Annotated in this window: 16 protein-coding genes; 3 read left to right on the top strand and 13 right to left on the bottom strand. The window is 66.3% G+C overall.

Annotated elements, in window-relative coordinates:
- Positions 1-9: 9 nt before the first annotated feature.
- Positions 10-564, top strand: a complete 555-nt coding sequence (gene rsmD, locus ACQR1I_RS26305; RefSeq protein ID WP_434869368.1) for a 16S rRNA (guanine(966)-N(2))-methyltransferase RsmD — start codon at positions 10-12, stop codon at positions 562-564.
- Between the two features lie 224 nt (positions 565-788).
- On the opposite strand, the gene mutL is transcribed toward rsmD, so the two are convergent.
- Entirely contained in the window at positions 789-2645 is a 1857-nt protein-coding gene (mutL, locus tag ACQR1I_RS26300) for a DNA mismatch repair endonuclease MutL (protein ID WP_434869369.1), read from the bottom strand.
- A gap of 177 nt (positions 2646-2822) precedes the next feature.
- On the opposite strand from mutL, the gene ACQR1I_RS26295 reads away from it, so the two are divergent.
- On the top strand, positions 2823-3134 hold the full coding sequence (locus ACQR1I_RS26295; RefSeq protein WP_434869370.1) for a ribbon-helix-helix domain-containing protein: 312 nt from the start codon (positions 2823-2825) through the stop codon (positions 3132-3134).
- Between the two features lie 225 nt (positions 3135-3359).
- Here ACQR1I_RS26295 and ACQR1I_RS26290 read toward each other — a convergent pair whose 3' ends face one another.
- The 11 genes from ACQR1I_RS26290 to ACQR1I_RS26240 form a co-directional block, all read right to left on the bottom strand.
- A complete protein-coding gene (locus tag ACQR1I_RS26290; protein ID WP_434869371.1) occupies positions 3360-4928 on the bottom strand; it encodes a GMC family oxidoreductase in 1569 nt (522 codons plus the stop codon).
- 38 nt (positions 4929-4966) lie between these two features.
- Positions 4967-5515, bottom strand: coding sequence for a gluconate 2-dehydrogenase subunit 3 family protein (locus tag ACQR1I_RS26285; protein ID WP_434869372.1), 549 nt, complete (start codon positions 5513-5515; stop codon positions 4967-4969).
- Positions 5516-5564: 49 nt separating this feature from the next.
- Positions 5565-5960, bottom strand: a complete 396-nt coding sequence (locus ACQR1I_RS26280) for a VOC family protein (RefSeq protein ID WP_434869373.1) — start codon at positions 5958-5960, stop codon at positions 5565-5567.
- 1 nt (position 5961) lies between these two features.
- Positions 5962-6279: a c-type cytochrome gene (locus ACQR1I_RS26275; RefSeq protein WP_434869553.1), complete on the bottom strand. Its 318-nt coding sequence runs from the start codon at positions 6277-6279 to the stop codon at positions 5962-5964.
- Between the two features lie 346 nt (positions 6280-6625).
- Complete coding sequence (arfB, locus tag ACQR1I_RS26270; RefSeq protein WP_434869374.1) at positions 6626-7045, bottom strand: alternative ribosome rescue aminoacyl-tRNA hydrolase ArfB; 420 nt, start codon at positions 7043-7045, stop codon at positions 6626-6628.
- 1186 nt (positions 7046-8231) lie between these two features.
- Positions 8232-9611: a M16 family metallopeptidase gene (locus tag ACQR1I_RS26265; protein WP_434869375.1), complete on the bottom strand. Its 1380-nt coding sequence runs from the start codon at positions 9609-9611 to the stop codon at positions 8232-8234.
- A complete protein-coding gene (locus tag ACQR1I_RS26260) occupies positions 9611-10996 on the bottom strand; it encodes a M16 family metallopeptidase (RefSeq protein WP_434869376.1) in 1386 nt (461 codons plus the stop codon). Before ACQR1I_RS26260 ends, ACQR1I_RS26265 begins: the two co-directional genes overlap by 1 nt.
- Before the next feature lie 272 nt (positions 10997-11268).
- Positions 11269-11973: a hypothetical protein gene (locus tag ACQR1I_RS26255; protein WP_434869377.1), complete on the bottom strand. Its 705-nt coding sequence runs from the start codon at positions 11971-11973 to the stop codon at positions 11269-11271.
- 170 nt (positions 11974-12143) lie between these two features.
- Positions 12144-12641 (bottom strand): signal peptidase II, encoded by a 498-nt coding sequence (gene lspA / locus ACQR1I_RS26250; protein WP_434869378.1) that lies wholly within the window; start codon positions 12639-12641, stop codon positions 12144-12146.
- Between the two features lie 191 nt (positions 12642-12832).
- A complete protein-coding gene (gene ileS, locus ACQR1I_RS26245; RefSeq protein ID WP_434869379.1) occupies positions 12833-15847 on the bottom strand; it encodes an isoleucine--tRNA ligase in 3015 nt (1004 codons plus the stop codon).
- 210 nt (positions 15848-16057) lie between these two features.
- Positions 16058-17038, bottom strand: a complete 981-nt coding sequence (locus ACQR1I_RS26240; protein ID WP_434869380.1) for a bifunctional riboflavin kinase/FAD synthetase — start codon at positions 17036-17038, stop codon at positions 16058-16060.
- Between the two features lie 269 nt (positions 17039-17307).
- Here ACQR1I_RS26240 and ACQR1I_RS26235 point away from each other — a divergent pair, with 269 nt between their 5' ends.
- The gene (locus tag ACQR1I_RS26235) at positions 17308-17703 is read left to right on the top strand and encodes a response regulator (RefSeq protein WP_434869381.1); all 396 of its coding nucleotides are present in this window, start codon (positions 17308-17310) and stop codon (positions 17701-17703) included.
- Positions 17704-17770: 67 nt separating this feature from the next.
- On the opposite strand, the gene ACQR1I_RS26230 is transcribed toward ACQR1I_RS26235, so the two are convergent.
- Positions 17771-18625, bottom strand: coding sequence for a TIGR01459 family HAD-type hydrolase (locus tag ACQR1I_RS26230; protein ID WP_434869382.1), 855 nt, complete (start codon positions 18623-18625; stop codon positions 17771-17773).
- Between the last annotated feature and the right edge of the window lie 7 nt (positions 18626-18632).

The following is an 18632-nucleotide window of genomic DNA, read 5'->3' as shown; positions in this document are numbered from 1 at the left end:
GGTGCGGCGATGCGTGTCGTCGGTGGACGGCTGAAGGGCCGCAACATCGCTTCGCCTGCGTCGCGCGACATCCGGCCGACGCAGGACCGGCTGCGCGAGGCGCTGTTCAACATCCTCGTGCACGCTTACGACAATCCGATCGAGGGCGCGCGCGTGCTCGACCTGTTTGCCGGCACCGGTGCACTCGGCATCGAGGCGGTGTCGCGCGGCGCGGAGTTCACCTTGTTCGTCGACAACGGCGCCGAGGCGCGGGCGCTGTTGCGCAACAATGTCGAGGCGCTCGGACTCGGCGGCGTCACCAAGGTGTACCGCCGCGATGCCACCGATCTCGGCCCAGCGCATCCGGTCGAGCCGTTTGCGCTGGTGTTTCTCGATCCGCCCTATGGCAAGGGGCTGGCCGAGACGGCGCTGGCGTCGCTGCGCGACGGCGGCTGGTTGGTGCCAGGGGCGCTGCTGGTCGTCGAGGAGTCCAAGGCCGCGGCGTTCAAGGCGCCCGATGGGTTCGAAGAGCTCGAACGCCGCGCTTACGACGACACCGAGTTTGTTTTCCTGCGACGCTCGTGATCCACACTCGGTGGCGCCCCTGCGAACGCAGGGGCCCATAACCACAGGATCCAGTGAGGAGGCAGGCTGATCGCCACGCCGTTCTTGTCCCTTACGTCTGCTGCGGCGTATGGGTCCCGGATCGGCGCCTCCGCGGCGCGTTGCGCCGCTGCGGCTTGTCCGGGACGACAGCGAATCTGGAACTGACGTCGTTCTCCCTATCGTCGATATCCGGGCCGTCGGCGCTATCTCCTCCCGAACAGCTTCTCGACGTCGGCGAGCTTGAGCTCGACATAGGTCGGGCGGCCGTGGTTGCACTGGCCGGAGTTCGGCGTCTCCTCCATCTCGCGCAAGAGCGCGTTCATCTCCTCCGGCTTGAGGCGGCGGCCGGCGCGGACGGAGCCGTGGCAGGCCATGGTGGCGGCGACGTGCATCAGTCGGCGCTCCAGCGGCAGCGCTTCGCCCCATTCCTCCATGTGCTCGGCGAGATCGCGCAGCAGTGCGGAGGCGTTGATCTTGCCGAGCAGCGACGGCGTCTCGCGCACGGCCACGGCGCCGGGGCCGAAGGATTCGATGGCGAGGCCGAACGAGGCCAGCTCATCGGTCCGCGCGAGCAGCGACTCGACGGTGGCCTCGTCCAGTTCGACGATGTCGGGGATCAGCAGGATCTGCCGCTGCACGCCATGCGCGGCGAGTGAAGCCTTGAGCCGCTCATAGACGATGCGCTCGTGCGCGGCATGCTGGTCGACGATGACGAGACCGTCGCGCGTCTGCGCCACGATGTAGGTGTCGTGGATCTGCGTGCGCGCTGCGCCCAGCGGACGGTCGAGCAGGTCGGGCGCCGCCGGCTGCTCGTGCAGGCGCAGATCAGCGCGCGGTCCGCCAACGTCAAACGCCGCCTGCATCGGCTCGGCGAAGGCCGCGGGTGAGATGGCCGCAGCGCTGGGCATGGCGGCCGCGTCGTCGTAGCGCGGCATCGGCGCAACGGGCGCCGACGGCGAGCGTTGCCAATCCCAATTCATCGGACCGGGGTTGGGCCGCGGTGGCGCGAACGCCGGGCGGAACGCCGCGATCGTCGCGCCGCCGTCGTTGGCGGCGGTGCGGCGGCCTTCGCGTGCCAAGCCCTCCTTCAGCGCGTGAATGATCAGCGCGCGCACCAGGCCAGCGTTGCGGAAGCGCACCTCGGTCTTGGCCGGATGCACGTTGGCGTCGACCTCGCGCGGATCGAGCGTCACGAACAGCGCCACCACGGGATGGCGGTCGCGCGGCAAATAGTCGGCATAGGCGGCGCGGACCGCGCCGAGAATCAGCTTGTCGCGCACCGGGCGGCCGTTGACGAACAGGTATTGCCCGAGCGCATTGGCGCGGGTCAGCGCCGGCGCAGCAGCGAAGCCTTCGACAACAACATGCTCGCGCTCGCTGCGCACCGCGATCGCGTGGCTGCGGAAGTCGGCGCCCAGGATATCGCCGAGCCGCGTCAATTGTCCCGGCGCGCCGGGCAGCGCAGCGGCCCAGGTCACCGGCGCGCGCTCCTCGCCGGCGAGCGTGAAGGCGATGTCCGGCCGCGCCATCGCCAGCCGCCGCACCACCTCGCGGATCGCCTCGGCCTCGGTGCGGTCGGTCTTGAGGAATTTCAGCCGTGCCGGTGTCGCATGGAAGAGATCGGCGACCTCGACGCGGGTGCCTTGATTCAGCGCCGCCGGCACGATCGGAGATTTGTCGCCGCAATCGACCGTAAGCCCCCACGCATGCGGCTCGCTCTTGTGCCGCGTCGTGATCGACAGCCGCGCCACCGAGCCGATCGAGGGCAGCGCCTCGCCGCGGAACCCGAGCGTGCGGATCTGCAGGAGATCCTCGTCGTCGAGCTTCGAGGTCGCGTGGCGCTCGACCGCAAGCGCGACATCGGCCGCGGTCATGCCGCCGCCGTCATCGGTGATGGCGATCTTCCGCCGCCCGCCGCCGTCGGTGAAAATGTCGATACGGCTGGCGCCGGCGTCGATCGCGTTCTCGACCAGTTCCTTGACCACGCTCGCGGGCCGTTCCACCACCTCGCCGGCGGCGATGCGGTTGATGACCTGTTCGGGAAGCTGGCGGACGGGCATGCGGGATCGGCTCGAAACGTTGAACGGCGGCGCTGTCGCGGCGCCACAATCGTGGCCGGGAGAATAGGCGTTTTTTACGCAGTGCGGCAGGCGAATGCCGCGTTCTCCAACGGGATTGTGAGGCTGGCGGCGGCGGTATATCGTTTCTCCAAAATGACAATCAGCCGGAGGAAGCCCATGTGCCGCCTGTTCGCACACCAGCCTCAGCGCGATTATGCATCGCAGACCCGCTCGTTGCGGATCGGCGGGCATAGCACGTCGATCCGGCTCGAAATGGCGTTCTGGGACACGCTCGAGGAGATCGCCGCCAAGGAAGGCATGAGCCTCGGCAAGTTCGTGACCACGCTCTACGCCGAGGTGCTCGACCATCACGGCGAGGTGAAGAACTTCGCCTCGCTGCTGCGCTGCTCGTGCCTGATCTACCGCGCCAAGGCCACCGCCGCGATGCCGGACTTTGCTGCGGCGGCGATCATGGATGCGGCGGAGTAGCTTGCGGCCACACATCGAGACCCCCGCATGCGGCGGGCTCCTCAGGGTGTGGACCTTCTTCGCAGAGCCCCGGTTGTTTGGACCCATAAGCCTCCGCGCCGTCATGGCCGGGCTTGTCCCGGCCATCCACGTCGTGCGGCATTCGCGGAAGCGCGTGGATGCCCGGGACAAGCCCGGCCATGACGAGCAACAAATTGATACGCGGAAGCTACGCGGCAAGCAGCCCTAGATCTCCTTCTTCTGCATCGCGCCGGCGATGTAGTCGGCTTGGCGGATCGCCAGCGCCACGATGGTCAGCGTCGGATTACACGCCGCGCCTGTCGTGAACTGGCTGCCGTCGGAGACGAACAGGTTCTTCACGTCGTGGGTCTGGCCGAACTTGTTGACGACGCCGTCCTTGGCCTTTTCGCTCATCCGGTTGGTGCCGAGATTGTGCGTCGAGGGATAGGGCGTGGTCGGATAGGTGACGGTAGCGCCGACCGCCTCGTAGATCGCCGAGCCCTGCTTGTAGGCGTGGGCGCGCATCGCGACGTCGTTGGGATGATCGTCGAAATGCACTGAGGCGACCGGCATGCCGAACTTGTCCTTGGCGACCGGGTCGAGCGTGATGCGGTTGGTCTCCTGCGGCATGTCCTCGCCGACCAGCCACATGCCGGCCATGCGCGGATAGGTCTCCATCGCCGCGGTGAAGCTGCGGCCCCAGGCGCCGGGATTGAGGAACGCCGCCATGAACGGTAGGCCGAGCGACAAGGTCTCCATCTCGTAGCCGCCGACGAAGCCGCGCTTCGGATTGAACGCCGCCTCGTCGCGGACGATGCCGGCCATCGTGGTGCCGCGATACATGTGCACCGGGTTTTCGAACGTCGCATAGACGCTGCCGGTCATGTGCCGCATGTAGTTGCGGCCGACCTGGCCGGAGGAGTTGGCGAGACCGTCCGGGAACATGTTCGACGCGCTGTTGAGCAGCAGCCGCGGGCTCTCGATCGAGTTGCCGGCGACCGCGACGATGCGGGCCTTCTGCAGCTGCATCTTGCCCTGGCTGTCGGCATAGACGACGCCGGTCACCTTGCCCGAGGCGTCATGCTCGATCTTGATCGCCATGCTGCCGGAGCGGACTTCGAGATTGCCGGTGGCCTCGCCCTTCGGAATCTCGGTGTAGAGCGTCGACCATTTCGCACCGGACTTGCAGCCCTGGAAGCAGAAGCCGATCTGCTGGCAGGCGCCGCGGCCGTCGCGCGGCTGCGAGTTGATCGCCATGTTGCCGGTGTGCACGGTCTTGTAGCCGAGTTTGCGGGCGCCGGCTTCGAGGACCTTGAAGTTGTTGTTGCCGGGCAAACCGGGAATGTCGTTGGTGCGCGTCACGCCCATCTTGAACTCGGCCTTGGCGTACCACGGCTCCATCTCGGAGAGCGTCACCGGCCAGTCCAACAGGCTCGTGCCGGGCACGCCGCCATAGGTGGTACGCGCCTTGAACTCGTGCTCGTCAAAGCGCAGCGAGGCGCCGGCCCAGTGCACGGTCGAGCCGCCGACCGCCTTGACGATCCAGGCCGGCAGATTGGCGAAGTCCTTGGCGACGCGCCAGGTGCCGGACGTGGTGCGCATGTCGGTCCAGGCGAGCTGGGTGAAGCTCTCCCATTCGTCATTGATGAAGTCGGGAATCTCGTAGCGATTGCCGGCTTCGAGAATGACGACCTTGATGCCCTTCTGCGCGAGCTCGTTGCCGAGCGTGCCGCCGCCGGCGCCCGAGCCGATGATGACGACGACGCTCGAATCGTTCTGATCGAATTTTGCCATGGTGGTTTCCTCCGTGTTCTCTTTGTTGTTCGCCGGCGTCAGGCTTTTGGCAGCCAGTCGATGTCGGAGAAGCCACGGTTGATGTAGCCGCCATGCTCGGCGGAGGAGCCCTCGTAGCCGAACTTCGGCCAGAGCTCTTTCTGATTGTAGAGCGACACCACGAGGTCGCCGCGCAGCGTCTTGAAGAAGGTGGTCTGCTCGATGCCCTGCAGCAGCGCGACGCGGTCGGTCTCCCACGGCACCTGCGCATAGGGTACCTTGTGGCGGTCCTTCGCGTCCTGGTCGAGCCGGGCCACGCCGTCAGTGATCATGGCCTTGATCGCGGCATCTTCCGCCGCCTTGCCATCCCACGGCTTGACCGCGGCGATGTAGTAACGGTCGGCGAGGAAGTCGTGCGGATAGATGTCGCGCGCGACCTTGACCAGGGTCTTCAGCGTCTCCGGCGTCAGCGCCTTGGCATCCTCGGCCCAGGCCTCGGTGATCCCGACGCCGGTCGCGGAGGCGACGGCGGCGGCCGGCACGGTCGCGGCCGCGCCCTTGAGAAAGATGCGGCGGTCGTATTTGTTGCGGCGATCGACTTCTCTCATGGCACTTTCCTCCGTGATTTTTGTTTGTGTCGTTGCGTCGTTCTGCGGCTCAGCCGAAGCGGCCGCCGCGCTGGATGACCTCGATCTTGTAGCCGTCGGGATCGCTGACGAAGAAGAAGCGCGCCAAGGTCGCGCCATTGTGCTTGAAGTCGCGCAACGGTCCGGGCGCCAGCTTCTCGCGCTCGAAGCGGGCATGCTCGGCGTCGAGATCGTCGACCACGACTGCGAGGTGGCCGTAGCCGTCACCGAGCGTGTACGGCTCCTTGCGATCGAAATTGACGGTCAGCTCGACCTCGAACGGCGACGACGGGTGACGCAGATAGATTAGCGCGAAGCCGTCGAAGCGCAGATTGTCGGCGATCTCCAGGCCGAACGCGCGCTTGTAGAAGTCCAGCGCCTTGGCCTCGTCGAACACGCGGATCATCGAATGCACGGGCTTTGCCATCTCAATTGTCCTTCAGGTAGTTGATGATCGCGGCGCGAACGTCGGGCTTGGCCTGGCGGTAGGCCATCACGGCGCCGGGGATCAGCTCTTGCGGATTGCTCAGCCAGGCGTCGAGCTTGGCCTCGTCCCAGGTGAAGTCGGCCTTGGCGAAGCCGGCCGAGTAACGGAAACCTTCGACGGAGCCGGCGCGGCGGCCGACGACCTTGGACAGCGGTGGCCCCTGCCGCACTGGCTCGCTGCTGCTCAGCGTGTGGCAGACGCCGCATTGCTGCTTGAACAAGGTCGCGCCGTCGGCGGGCTTGGGTGAGGGCAGCGCCATCTGCGCCGATGTCAGCGTGCTGCTCAGCACCGCGCAAGCCATCAGCCCGCAGACAACAAGCGCATATTGCGCCGCACGCCGTCCCGACATCTTTCCTCGCTCTCGTCGTTTTTTATGAGCGTAGGTCGCAGCCGATGCACGGTGGTAGTAGCCGGCTGTTTCAGCGAGAACAAAGCGGGCGCAGGTGGTTGCAGCGCGGCAGGTGCGTCAGCAACACAGACTGATCGTCGTGTGATCGATCGTCGAGCGCGCGGCACGAGATTTGAAGGTGATTGCGATCACGTGCGGGCTTGGGGGTGCCACGCGTCCCCTGCCAACGTTTTCGCTGGATCGCGATGATATCGATCTAATCGTCGAAACGGCGCGCGCCGCGGCCCGCTTTGACGTCGCTGCGGAGCTTCTTGCCTTCGAGCCGGCGCTGCTTGGAGCCGAAGGTCGGCTTGGTCGGACGGCGCACCTTCGGCCTGATCATCGCTTCCTTCAGCAGAGCCACCAGACGGTCGATGGCGTCAGCCTTGTTGCGCTCCTGGGTGCGGAAGCGTTCGGCCTGGATCACGATCACGCCGTTCTTGGTCATGCGCTGTCCGGCGAGACGGGCCAGCCGTGCGGCGGCATCCTCGGGCAGCGTGATGCGGCTGGTGTCGAAGCGCAGCTGCGCCGCCGTCGACAGCTTGTTGACGTTCTGGCCGCCGGGGCCGGAGGCGCGGACGAACGAGATCTCGATGTCGTTCTCGTCGATGGCAAGGTCGCGGGAAATCCGCAGCATGGGGCACCAGGGTGGAATCGAAAGCTGAGTGCACCATAGCGGGTTTGGCGGCGGAGTGCTCGGGGGGACATCGACCGCGTAGGGTTAGCCGGGGAAGGTCCCAAAATCTCCGCTGTCATCCCGGCGAACGCCGGGATCCATCACCCCGGGGAGTGGTTTGGGGCAGGCTGGTCATGATCAGCTCGCACCTCAAGACTGCTGCGGAGTATGGGTCCCGGATCGGCGCATCGACGCGCTGGCGCGCCTCGATGCTTGTCCGGGACGACGGCGGTGAGGATGTCGGACTATACGGTTCAAATAGCGTGCTGATCGGTCAGAGACACGGCTCAGCCAATGACATGATTTCGCGCTCTCGCGGCATCTGATGCCCGAGCTTTGCATCGTCATGGCCCTCGCAAACAGTGCAGAGGGCGCGGGGAATGCCGGGCGCTGGCCGCACCCATGGCCCGCCTGCGAAAAAAATGCAGGCGGCAGGTACCACAGGTTCAGCCGAGACATCCCGGCATTCCCCGCGCGATGGGTTTCACGCTTATACGCAGTCTCCCTGGTGCGCCGGGCTTGTTGGCCACCATCACCACGCGGCGCATTGGCGCCATGCGGCTTGATACCAGCGTCGGGGTATCAGGACCCTGCGACTTCACGTCCGCGCCAAGCCGTTCGTCGGCGCATCACAAGGACACGCTGCGGCTCCATCGCGGCCATCGCTTCCCCACCTCGCGTGTCGTGACGATCGCGCGCAACGCCCCTCTGCGGTAAGGCGGGATGCGCGGAGATGATCATGATTTCCGAAAAATAGCAAGAAATTTATTTTAATCGGAAGTTGCGCCGCTGCTCTCCGCTGTCGTCCCGGGCAAGCCGTCAGCCACGCGAAGCGTTGCTGATGGCGCCGACCCGGGACCCATACGCCGCAGCAGGCGTGATGAGCAAAATGCCAATGACCAGCCGGCCCCAAACCTCTCCCTGGGGTATGGGTCCCGGCTCAAGGCCGGGACGACACCATTTTTGTGGCGGCTGCGGTTGTCTGCAACAATCAATTCGTCATTGCCGCGCTTGTGTCGCCAGCGCGGCGAAGGCCTCGGCATCGACGTCGATCGGGGACCCCCCAAAACGCAAATGCCCGGGACAAGCCCGGGCATGAGGTGCAACTAACAGCGGTGTGCTTGGGGCGGGACGAGCCCCCGTCCGCTCAGTTCGTCTTCGTCACCGGCGCCGTGACCGGCGCCTGCGCCGGCTCGGCGGCCGCCTGCGGCGCGCGGCCGACCACCGCGGTCAGGAGGCCCTGGCTCCAGAGCTGCTTGGCGGCCTTCTTGGCGTCGTCGAGCGTCACGGCGTTGACGATCTCGCTGCGCTTCTCGATGTAGTCGATCGGCATCTTGTCGAGCTGGTATTGCAGCATCGCCTGCGCCAGCTTGGAGGAGGTGTCGAGCGCCAGCATCTGCGAGCCGTTGATGTAGGACTTGGCCTCGTCGAGCTCCTGCTGGGTCGGGCCTTCCTCGCCGATGCGGCGAATCTCCTGCTCGACGGCGGCGATGGTCTCGCCGGCGCGGTCGAAGCGGGTGGCGGTGTTGCCGATGAACAGCGCCGAATGATCCATCCACAGCAGCGCGTCATAGACCGAGTAGGCGAGGCCGCGCTTCTCGCGGACTTCCTTGTACAGCCGCGACGACAGGCCGCCGCCGCCGAGGATGTGGTTCACCACATAGGCCGCCATGAAGTTCGGGTCGTGGCGGCGGATGCCGGGGCCGCCGAAGGTGATGACGGTCTGCGGCACGTCGAGCGGCACGAGCACGCGCTGCGGCGGCTTGGTGGCGATCACGTCGGGCACCGGCGTCAGCTGAGCCTTGGCCGGCAGGCTGCCAAACGTCTGGTCGAGCAGCTTGCCGAGCGTCGCCGGATCGACGTCGCCGACGACGGCGACCTTCAGCGTGTCCTTGGCAAGGATGCGCTTCGTGTACTCCTTGAGGTCGTCGATCGTGATGCTCGGCACACTGTCGAGCGTGCCGTTGGCGGGACGGCCATAGGGATGGTTGGGGAAGGCGAGCTCGAGGAACTTGCGGCCCGCCAGCGAGCTCGGATTGGTCGTCTCGCGGCGCAGGCCGGACAGCACCTGCGACTTGATGCGCTCGACGTCGGCGCTGTCGAAATGCGGCGAGGTCAGCGCCGTGCGCAGCAGCTCGAACGCCTCGTCCTTGTTGTCGCGCAGCATGCGCAAGGAGCCGCGGAAATTGTCGCGCGCCACCTGGAAGGAAAGCTCGATGGCGCGGCGATCGAGCCGCTCATGGAAGGTCTTGGAGTCGAGATCGCCGGAGCCCTCGTCGAGCAGATCGGCGACGAGGTTGCCGACGCCGGGCTTGCCCTGCGGATCCTGCGAGGCGCCGCCCTGGAAGGCGTATTCCATCGCGATCAAGGGCACGGTCGCGTCCTGCACGAACCAGGCCTCGATGCCGCCCGGAGAAACCAGGCGCTGGATCTTGGTTGCGGCCTGGGCGGACGGGGCGATCGTGAGCGCGGCAGCAGCGACGGCGAGGGTGCAGGCGAAACGGCGGGCGAAGCTCAAAGTGTTCATCACGACCGCTTCTCCTCGCGCTTGGCGGCATTGTCCTTGATCAGATAGCCGGTGACCGAGCGCTTCTTCTGCAGCCAGGTCTGCGCGGCAGCGCGGACCTGCTCGGCGGTGACGGCGCGGATGCGGTCCGGCCAACTCCTGATGTCCTCGATGCTGAGCCCGGTGGTGAGCCCGCCGCCATACCAGCGCGCCATCGTGGCCTGGTTGTCCTGGGCGTAGATCGCTTCCGCGATCAGCTGCGTCTTGACGCGTTCGAGGTCCTCGGCACGCACCGGATTCTGCGCGATCTCGGCGATGACGCTGTCGACGACCGCCTCGACCTGGGCGAACTCGACGCCGGGCCGCGGCGACGCCGCGATCGAGAACTGCGTCGGATCGAGCGAGGTGCCCTGATAGGACGCGCTGGCGTTGATCGCGAGCGGCTTGTCGATGACGAGTGCGCGGTAGAGGTAGGAGTTGCTGCCGCTCCCCATCAGCTGCGCCAGAACGTCCAGCGCGGCCGACTGGCCGGGCGCGGCCGTCGTGGCCGAGGGCACCAGATAGGAGCGGCGCATCGAGGGCTGCTCGACATGCGGGTCGGCCAGGGTAACCGTGCGCGGCGCCACCGGCTCGGGCTCCTGCGGCCGCAGCCGGCGGCCGGCGATGTCGGGCTGCGCGGGGATCTTGGCAAAGGTCTGCTCGACCAGCGGCCGCACTTCCTTGGCGTCGGTGTCGCCGGCGATCACCAGGATCGCGTTGTTGGGCGCATAGAAGCGGCGATAGAACGCCAGCGCGTCCTCGCGGCTGAGCTTCTCGATCTCCGGCTTCCAGCCGATCACCGGCCGGCCGTAGGGATGGTTGACGTACAGCGCCGCCATGATCTGCTCGTTGAGGCGAGCTTCCGGCGAGTTGGCGACGCGCATGTTGTACTCTTCGAGCACGACGTCGCGCTCGGGCAGCACGTTCTCGTCCTTGAGCACCAGGCCAGTCATGCGGTCGGCCTCGAACTCCATCATCTTCGGCAGCTGGTCGCGCGGCACGCGCTGGAAGTAGCCGGTGTAGTCGACGGAGGTGAAGGCGTTCTCGTTGCCGCCGATCTTCAGCACGGTCTTGGAGAACTCGCCGGCCGGGTGCTTCTCGGTGCCCTTGAACATCAGATGCTCGAGGAAATGCGCCAGCCCCGATTTGCCGGGCGTCTCGTCGGCCGAGCCGACCTTGTACCAGATCATCTGGGTAACGACCGGCGTGCGGTGATCCTGGATCACGACGACCTGCAGGCCGTTGGGCAATGTGAAGCTGGCCGGGGGCTCGGAGGTGAAGGTCGTTTGCGCCGAAGCGCCGGCCGTGAACGCGACGAGGGAGACGAGCGCGGCAGCGACGGAAAAGAACCGGTGCGAGGACATCATGATCCTTCTGAGGGCCCGGGGACGGGCGATCGGGTTTGGGCGCGGCATGCTACACCGCGCGTGACGGACCCCGGCGTCACAAAACGGCGACGGCATCGTGCCGCGACAAAACGTCAGAGCGTGATGCGCCTCCAGGGAGTAGCATCATGCTCTCGTCTTCTGCTGGAGCATGGCGGTTTCGGACAGCCGGTTCCGACTTTTCCGGATCATGATCTCCGATCCGCTAACGCTGCCGCAGCGGAAGATCCAGGTGAACAGCGGCCGGACGGGCGTCACCGTTCCTTGCCGGTCAGAACGTCGAACTGCTTGCCCCCCACTGGCTGCATGGTACCGCCGGTGCCATAGATCTGATTCGGCGACGGTGTCTGGTAGCCGGCGGGCGGCTGGACCAGGCTCTCGCGCGGCGGTTCGCTGGTGAAGGTGGCGACTTCCTTGTCGTTGCCGCCCTTGAACAGGCCGAACAGGGTCCCCTTGAATCCGAGCTGGGACGGGCTGAGCGTCGGGTTGTTGGGGGTGACGCCCGGCTGCTTCGTGTCGATCGTCTTTGAAGACGCGACCCGGCCCGCCTTGAGTTCGGCCGGGGTCAGCAGCCGCGACGCCGCGACCGGGTCCTTGTTTTCCTTCTTGCGCGCGGCAGCGGCGGCGCGGCGCTGCTGCTCGTCGGGATCCCTCGGCCAGTTCGGTGCCTCGGCCTTTTCGGTGCCCGCCGGCGGCGGCAGATCAAGCTTCGGCGGCACGACCAGCGGCGAGCGCTCGCGGTAATTGATGGTCGGCGTCTCCATGTTGGTGCCGCCGAGGCCGCGCATCAGATTGTCGATGATCTTCTCTTCGAAGGTCTTGTCGTCCTCTTCGCCGTCCTCGGCACGGGCGACGCCGCCCGCCATGATCAGGCCGATGCCGAGCGCGACGGCGGACAGCCGCAGGGTTCGGAGGGCGGTGTGGGTCACGATCCGGCCGCTGACATCGGTCTTGCGCATGGCTTTCCTGTCCTCGCTCGTCCAGTGCTCGTGTTCCGATCGGCGGCTTTCGATCCCACCGATTTCAGGCCCGCGCGCAGCGCGCCGTCGGGGGCTTGGCGCCGATCGCCAAAACGTGAACAACCTCAGGCTCTTGGCCGTAGATCGACAAAGGCCCGTATCGACCCCGATCAGGGCGCTTTTGCGGCATGGCTGCCGAAGAAGGAGTCATACAGCAGGCCCGCCACCCCGGCAACGATCGCCACGTCGGCCAGGTTAAAGATGTACCAGTTGTAGACGGTGCCGCCGACCTCGATGTGGAACAGCGCGAAGTCGACCACCGCGCCATAGGCCAGCCGGTCGATGCCGTTGCCGATGGCGCCGCCGATGATCAGGCCGAGCGCCGCCGTCGCCAGCTTGGTCTCCGACCTGATCATCCAGATCGCCAGCGCCACCACCGCCACGACCTTCACCGCCATCAGCCCATATTGTGCCAGCGGGCTGTCGTTCTGCAGCCAGCCGAAGCTGATGCCGATGTTCCAGGCGAGCACGAGGTCGAAGAACGGCGTGACCTTGACCGTGCCGCGGTTGGGCAGGTCGAAGCCGAACAGCAGCCACAGCTTGGAGGCCTGGTCGAGCACCAGCGTGACGAGACCGGCGACGAGGCCGAGGCGGAGGCGGGGGGTCATTGCAAAGAGGCGATCATGCCGGGAGGCCGGCGTTAAACACAGCTGTCGTCCCGGCGAACGCCGGGACCCATACCGCGTGATGCGTGTTGGCGGAGAAGGTCTGGGTCATCTTTCTTCGTCACCACCAAGGCCGGGGCTATGGGTCCCGGCGTTCGCCGGGACGACATTTTTGAGTGTGGCGCGATCGCGCATCACACTCCCACCCCCAGCGCCTTCCATTCGCGCAGCGCCAGCGCGTCGCGCGGGGACACGTCTGGGTATTCGGCGTCCTCGCCGACGCTCTCCAGGATCTTCCAGGAGCGGGCGCACTTCCGGCCGACGGCCTTTTCCACGACCACCGCGACACCCGGCACCGCATCGAGCCGGAACGCCTCCGCCGGCGCGTCGCCCTCGCGGACCTCGTAGTTCGAGGTGATGCAGACCTCGGCGAGATCCGTGTCGAACAGCGTGCCGAGCAGGGCACGGTCGGCGACATAGATGACCGGCGAGGCCTCGAGCGAGGAGCCGATGGTCTTGGCGGCACGCGCCAGCTCCAGCGCGCCGGTGACGACCCGGCGGACATTCCGGATGGTCTCCCATTTCGCCGCGAGCGCGTCGTCGCGATAGTCGTCCATCGCATCCGGGAACAGCGTCAGATGCACTGACGGCTCGGCGTCCGGGCGATACATCCGCCAGGCCTCGTCCGTGGTGAAGGACAGCACCGGCGCCAGCCATTTCAGGATCGCATCGCAGATCAGGTCGATCGCGGTCAACGCCGCCTTGCGCGTCACCGAGGACGGCGGGTCGCAATACAGCGTGTCCTTGCGGACGTCGACATAGAACGCCGATAGCTCGGTGTTCATGAACGCCGCAAGCGAGGAGATCACCGTCTTGTAGTCGAACGTGGCGTAGGCGCGGCGGATCACTTCGGCCTGCTGCGACAGCTTGTGCAGCATCAGCCGCTCGAGCTCCGGCATGTCGGCAAAGGCGACCGCCTCGCTGCGCTTGTAGTGGCCGAGCGAGCCGAGCATCCAGCGGATGGTGTTGCGCAGCTTGCGATAGGTCTCGATGGTGTTCTTCAGGATCTCCGGGCCGATGCGCTGGTCGTCGGCGTAGTCGGTGGCGCACACCCACAGGCGCAGGATATCGGCGCCGGAGTCCTTGATGACCTTCTGCGGCTCGACGGTGTTGCCGAGCGACTTCGACATCTTGCGGCCGTTCTCGTCGAGCGTAAAGCCGTGCGTCAGCACGACGTCATACGGCGCGCGGCCGCGCGTGCCGCAGCTCTCCAGCAGCGACGAGTGGAACCAGCCGCGATGTTGGTCCGAACCTTCGAGATACATCACCGTATCCCGGCCGCCGTCGACCTTGCGCTTGATGCCGGCGAGGCCGGGGAAGTGCACGGGGTCCTCGAGCACGAACGCATGGGTCGAGCCGGAGTCGAACCAAACGTCGCAGATGTCGTCGACCTTCTTCCAATCCTCGTTGGCCTTGGGGCCGAGGAAACGTTCGCGCGCACCGTCGGCGTACCAGGCGTCGGCGCCCTCCTTGGCGAAGGCATCCGCGATGCGGGTGTTGACGGTCTCGTCGTGCAGGATCTCGGCGGAGCCGTCGCCCTTCTCACGCACGAACACGGCGATCGGCACGCCCCAGGCGCGCTGGCGCGAGATCACCCAGTCGGGACGATTGGCGATCATGCCGTTGATGCGGTTCTGGCCGGCGGCCGGCACCCATTGCGTGACGGAGATCGCGCGCAGCGCGCGGGCGCGCAAGGTGTCGCCGGACTTGGCTTTCCCATCGTCCGCGATGTCCTTGTCCATCGCGATGAACCATTGCGGCGTGTTGCGGAAGATCACCGGCTTCTTGGAGCGCCAGGAATGCGGGTATTGATGCTTCAGCCGGCCGCGCGCGAGCAACTGGCCTGCGTCGGTCAGCGCCTTGATGACGGCCTCGTTGGCGTCGCCCTTCTCGCCCTTGTCGTTGATGACGCGCTTGCCGGTGAAGCCCGGGGCGTGATCGGTCAGCGCGCCGTTCTCGTCGACGGTGTAGGGGATCGTGGTCGCGATGCCCCTGCCGTCGAGCTCGCGCGCATTGGCCATCCAGACGTCGAAGTCCTCGCGGCCGTGGCCGGGCGCGGTGTGCACGAAGCCGGTGCCGGTGTCGTCGGTGACGTGGTCGCCGGATAGCAGCGGCACGACGAAAGTGTAGCCGCCGGCGAGACCCTTGAATGGGTGCGCGCATTCGACCGCATCCAGCGTGTCGCCGGGGATGTCGCGCAGCTTGTTGTAGCTCGTCACGCGCGCCTGCTTGAACACGCTGTCGGCGAGCGCTTCGGCCAGGATCAGCTTGTCGCCGGTCTTGGCCCAGTTGTCGGCCGGTGCGTCGGTGACTTCATAGAGGCCGTAGGCGATCTTCGGCGAGAACGAGATGGCGCGGTTGCCGGGAAGGGTCCAGGGCGTGGTGGTCCAGATCACGACCGCAGCGCCCGCGAGCGCGCCATGCGCCGGCGAGGTCACCGGAAACTTCACCCACACCGTGTCGGACTGATAGTCCTCGTACTCGACCTCGGCCTCGGCCAGCGCGGTCTTCTCGACCACGCTCCACATCACGGGCTTGGAGCCGCGATACAGCGTGCCGTTGGCGGCGAACTTCATCAGCTCGCGGGCGATCTGCGCTTCCGCCGGATAGGTCATGGTGGCGTAGGGATGGTCCCAATCGCCGATCACGCCGAGCCGCTTGAACTCCTCGCGCTGCACGTTGAGCCAGTGCTCGGCATAGGCGCGACATTCCCGGCGGAACGCGACCATGGCGGCGGAATCGCGGAAGTCGGGCTTGGTCTTGCCCTTCTTGCGATAGTTCTCCTCCTCGATCTTCCACTCGATCGGCAGGCCGTGGCAGTCCCAGCCCGGCACGTAGTTGGAGTCGTGGCCGAGCATCTGCTGGCTCTTGGTCACGACGTCCTTGAGGATCTTGTTCAGCGCGTGCCCGATATGGATGTTGCCGTTGGCGTAAGGCGGGCCGTCATGCAGGACGAATTTCGGCCTGTCCTTCGCGGTCTCGCGCAGCTTGCCGTAGAGATCGATGTCGTTCCAGTACTTCAGGAGCTCCGGCTCGCGCTGCGGCAGGCCGGCGCGCATCGGGAAGTCCGTCTGCGGCAGGTACAGGGTTTTCGAATAGTCGTTGGCGTCGGCTTTTTGGGCGTCGGACTTTTGCGGCTTCTCGGACATCGTGATCTGGCTTGCTGAGCTAAAGAGGGCGCGGGGGCGCGATTGGAATCGCGGGCGGCGGAACGAGCAGAGACATCCCGGTCTTGCGCCGAGCTCGAAAAGCTCAGGCGGAAGCCGGGCCGCTAATGCCGATGGTGCGCCGTATCAACATGGGGCTCCCTCATAGCAGGGGGCCTGCGGAATCGCAAAGTCATCCTGCGGTCGCCCGGACTAGCGGATCTCGCCGAGCCGGGGGAAGAGGCCCGGATCGGCGGCGAGCAGGGCCCGGGCCTGGGCGCTGTCGTCGTCCATCTGCCGGATCAGGGCCTCGATCGAGGTGAATTTGGCCTCCTCGCGGATGAAGCCGATGAAGGCGACGTCCAGGACCTCGCCATAGAGGCTGTCCTTGAAATCGAATAGGAAGCTCTCCAGCAGCGGCGCGCCGTTGTCGAAAGTCGGGCGGCGGCCGAAATTGGCGACGCCGTCGATCAGCACCCGGTTCGCCCCGCGGCCGCGGCCGACCCGGACGGCATAGATGCCGTGGCGCAGCCCGCAATCGCGGTCGAGCCGCATGTTGGCGGTGGGGTAGCCGAGGTCGCGGCCGCGCTTCTCGCCGTGGATGACCTCCGAGGTCACGAACCAGGGGCCGCCGAGCATGGCGGTGGCTTCCGCGACCTGGCCCTCGGCCAGCGCCATCCGGATCGCGGTCGAGGACACCGGCCGCTCGTCGATGTCGACATGGGCCTGGACATCGACCTCGATGCCGAGCTTGGGCGCCTCGTTGGCGAGCAGGCTGGGCGAGCCGACCCGGCCCTTGCCGAAATGGAAGTCGTAGCCGACGGCGATCCCGGACACGCCGAGCCGGCCGATCAGATCGTGGTGAATGAAGTCCTGCGCCGAGGTCTGGGCGCGGCCCTTGTCGAAGGTCATGACGACGGCGCCGGCGAGCCCGGTTCCCGCCAGCAGCCGCAGCTTGGCGGTCTCGTCGGTCAGCCGGAACTGCGGCGTATTAGGGCTGAAGAAGCGCCGCGGATGCGGCTCGAAGGTCAGCGCCAGCGCCGGCCGGCCATGGGCCCGGCCCATCTCGATGGCCGCCTCGATCACGGCCCGGTGGCCGAGATGGACGCCGTCGAAATTGCCCATCGCGACCACCGCGCCCTTCAGGATGTCCGACGGCGGGGTGGAATCGCGGATCACGGTGAAAGCAGGCATGTTACGGAAATATCTCGCAGATTTCTCAAGGCCGGCAACCGGCCCATGTTGCCCCTGACCGTGTGCGGCCGGCCCCGTGAAGTCAAGACAAAGGGGGACCCGCCGCATGCAGCGCAGCAATAGCGACATGCGGCCGCAGCGCAGTTAACGCGCTGTTTAACGGCTGATGCTACTTCTGGACGCGGATGGCGGAGGTCGTTCCGACCTGAGCCGAAAAGAGCGTTTTGGGTAACAGTCTGCGCGTCGTGTTCGCGTGTGGGGGAGTCAAGATGGCGGTTGATTTGACGATGTCGGTGCTGGTCGTCGACGATTACAGCACCATGATCCGAATCATCAGGAATCTTCTGAAGCAGATCGGCTTCGAGCACATCGACGATGCGAGCGACGGCTCGATGGCGCTCAACAAGATGCGCGCCAAGAAGTACGGCCTCGTGATCTCCGATTGGAACATGGAGCCGATGACCGGCTACGACCTGCTGCGCGAGGTCCGCGCCGATCCGAACCTGGCGACCACGCCGTTCATCATGATCACGGCGGAGTCCAAGACCGAGAACGTGATCGCGGCCAAGAAGGCCGGCGTGAACAATTACATCGTCAAGCCGTTCAACGCCGCGACCTTGAAGACCAAGATCGACGCGGTGTTCCCGGACATGGCGACGGCCTGATCGGCTGCACATCGCCGCTCGAAAAAATACGCCCGGCATCGCCGGGCGTTTTCATTTCAGGGCTGCGTCACCACTTCAATTCGCGCATCAGCGCGCGTGGTGGATGGCCGAACAGCTCCTTCACCGAGGCCGGATCGAGCTGGTCGACGCCGGCGAATTCCTCGGAATGGATGCCGCGGGTGACGAACAGGCAGTCGATGCCGAAGCCGTGCGCGCCGGCGAGATCGGTGCGGACGGAATCCCCGATTGCCAGCACCTGGTCGCGGGTGACCGCACGGCCCGCATGCTGCTCGGCGAGCGCCATCGCCCGTTCGTAGATCGGCCGATGCGGCTTGCCGTAGAAGATCACCTCGCCACCGAGCTCGCGATACAGCTCGGCGATGGCGCCGGCGCAGTAGATCAGCCGGTCGCCGCGTTCGACCACGATGTCCGGATTGGCGCAGATCAGCGGCAGCTTGCGCGCCAGCGCCTGCAGCAGCATCGGCCGGTAGTCCTCGGCCGTCTCGGTCTCGTCGTCATAGAGGCCGGTGCAGATGATGTAGGACGCGTCCTCCAGCGGCGACAGCGTGACGTCGAGGCCGCGATAGATCGAATTGTCGCGCTCGGGGCCGAGCCAGAACACCTTGCTGCCGGGATGGTCGGCGACGTAGTGGCGGGTCAGGTCGCCGGAGGAGACGATGGCGCTGTAGACCTCGTCCGGCACGCCGAGCTTGCGCAATTGCCGCTGCACCGAATCCGCCGGCCGTGGCGCGTTGGTGATCAGGATGACCGTACCGCCCTGGCTTCGAAACCGGTGCAAGGCCTCGCAGGCCTCGGGGAAGGATTCCAGCCCGTTATGGACCACGCCCCAGATGTCGCTCAGCACGACCTGCTTGCGGCCGACGAGATCGCGCAGCCGCTCTTCGAAGTGCAGTGCCGTCATGACAGGC

This window comes from Bradyrhizobium sp. HKCCYLS2038, from assembly GCF_051167655.1.
Classification (GTDB): domain Bacteria; phylum Pseudomonadota; class Alphaproteobacteria; order Rhizobiales; family Xanthobacteraceae; genus Bradyrhizobium.
The sequence above is the reverse complement of the archived record's forward strand: the minus strand, read 5'-3'. Positions and strand labels throughout refer to the sequence as shown.

Bases quoted from the DNA above. Each gene is read 5' to 3' on its own strand.
- rsmD (WP_434869368.1), top strand. From the start codon at position 10: ATGCGTGTCGTCGGTGGACGGCTGAAGGGCCGCAACATCGCTTCGCCT.
- mutL (WP_434869369.1), bottom strand. From the start codon at position 2,645: ATGCCCGTCCGCCAGCTTCCCGAACAGGTCATCAACCGCATCGCCGCC.
- ACQR1I_RS26295 (WP_434869370.1), top strand. From the start codon at position 2,823: ATGTGCCGCCTGTTCGCACACCAGCCTCAGCGCGATTATGCATCGCAG.
- ACQR1I_RS26290 (WP_434869371.1), bottom strand. From the start codon at position 4,928: ATGGCAAAATTCGATCAGAACGATTCGAGCGTCGTCGTCATCATCGGC.
- ACQR1I_RS26285 (WP_434869372.1), bottom strand. From the start codon at position 5,515: ATGAGAGAAGTCGATCGCCGCAACAAATACGACCGCCGCATCTTTCTC.
- ACQR1I_RS26280 (WP_434869373.1), bottom strand. From the start codon at position 5,960: ATGGCAAAGCCCGTGCATTCGATGATCCGCGTGTTCGACGAGGCCAAG.
- ACQR1I_RS26275 (WP_434869553.1), bottom strand. From the start codon at position 6,279: ATGGCGCTGCCCTCACCCAAGCCCGCCGACGGCGCGACCTTGTTCAAG.
- arfB (WP_434869374.1), bottom strand. From the start codon at position 7,045: ATGCTGCGGATTTCCCGCGACCTTGCCATCGACGAGAACGACATCGAG.
- ACQR1I_RS26265 (WP_434869375.1), bottom strand. From the start codon at position 9,611: ATGAACACTTTGAGCTTCGCCCGCCGTTTCGCCTGCACCCTCGCCGTC.
- ACQR1I_RS26260 (WP_434869376.1), bottom strand. From the start codon at position 10,996: ATGATGTCCTCGCACCGGTTCTTTTCCGTCGCTGCCGCGCTCGTCTCC.
- ACQR1I_RS26255 (WP_434869377.1), bottom strand. From the start codon at position 11,973: ATGCGCAAGACCGATGTCAGCGGCCGGATCGTGACCCACACCGCCCTC.
- lspA (WP_434869378.1), bottom strand. From the start codon at position 12,641: ATGACCCCCCGCCTCCGCCTCGGCCTCGTCGCCGGTCTCGTCACGCTG.
- ileS (WP_434869379.1), bottom strand. From the start codon at position 15,847: ATGTCCGAGAAGCCGCAAAAGTCCGACGCCCAAAAAGCCGACGCCAAC.
- ACQR1I_RS26240 (WP_434869380.1), bottom strand. From the start codon at position 17,038: ATGCCTGCTTTCACCGTGATCCGCGATTCCACCCCGCCGTCGGACATC.
- ACQR1I_RS26235 (WP_434869381.1), top strand. From the start codon at position 17,308: ATGGCGGTTGATTTGACGATGTCGGTGCTGGTCGTCGACGATTACAGC.
- ACQR1I_RS26230 (WP_434869382.1), bottom strand. From the start codon at position 18,625: ATGACGGCACTGCACTTCGAAGAGCGGCTGCGCGATCTCGTCGGCCGC.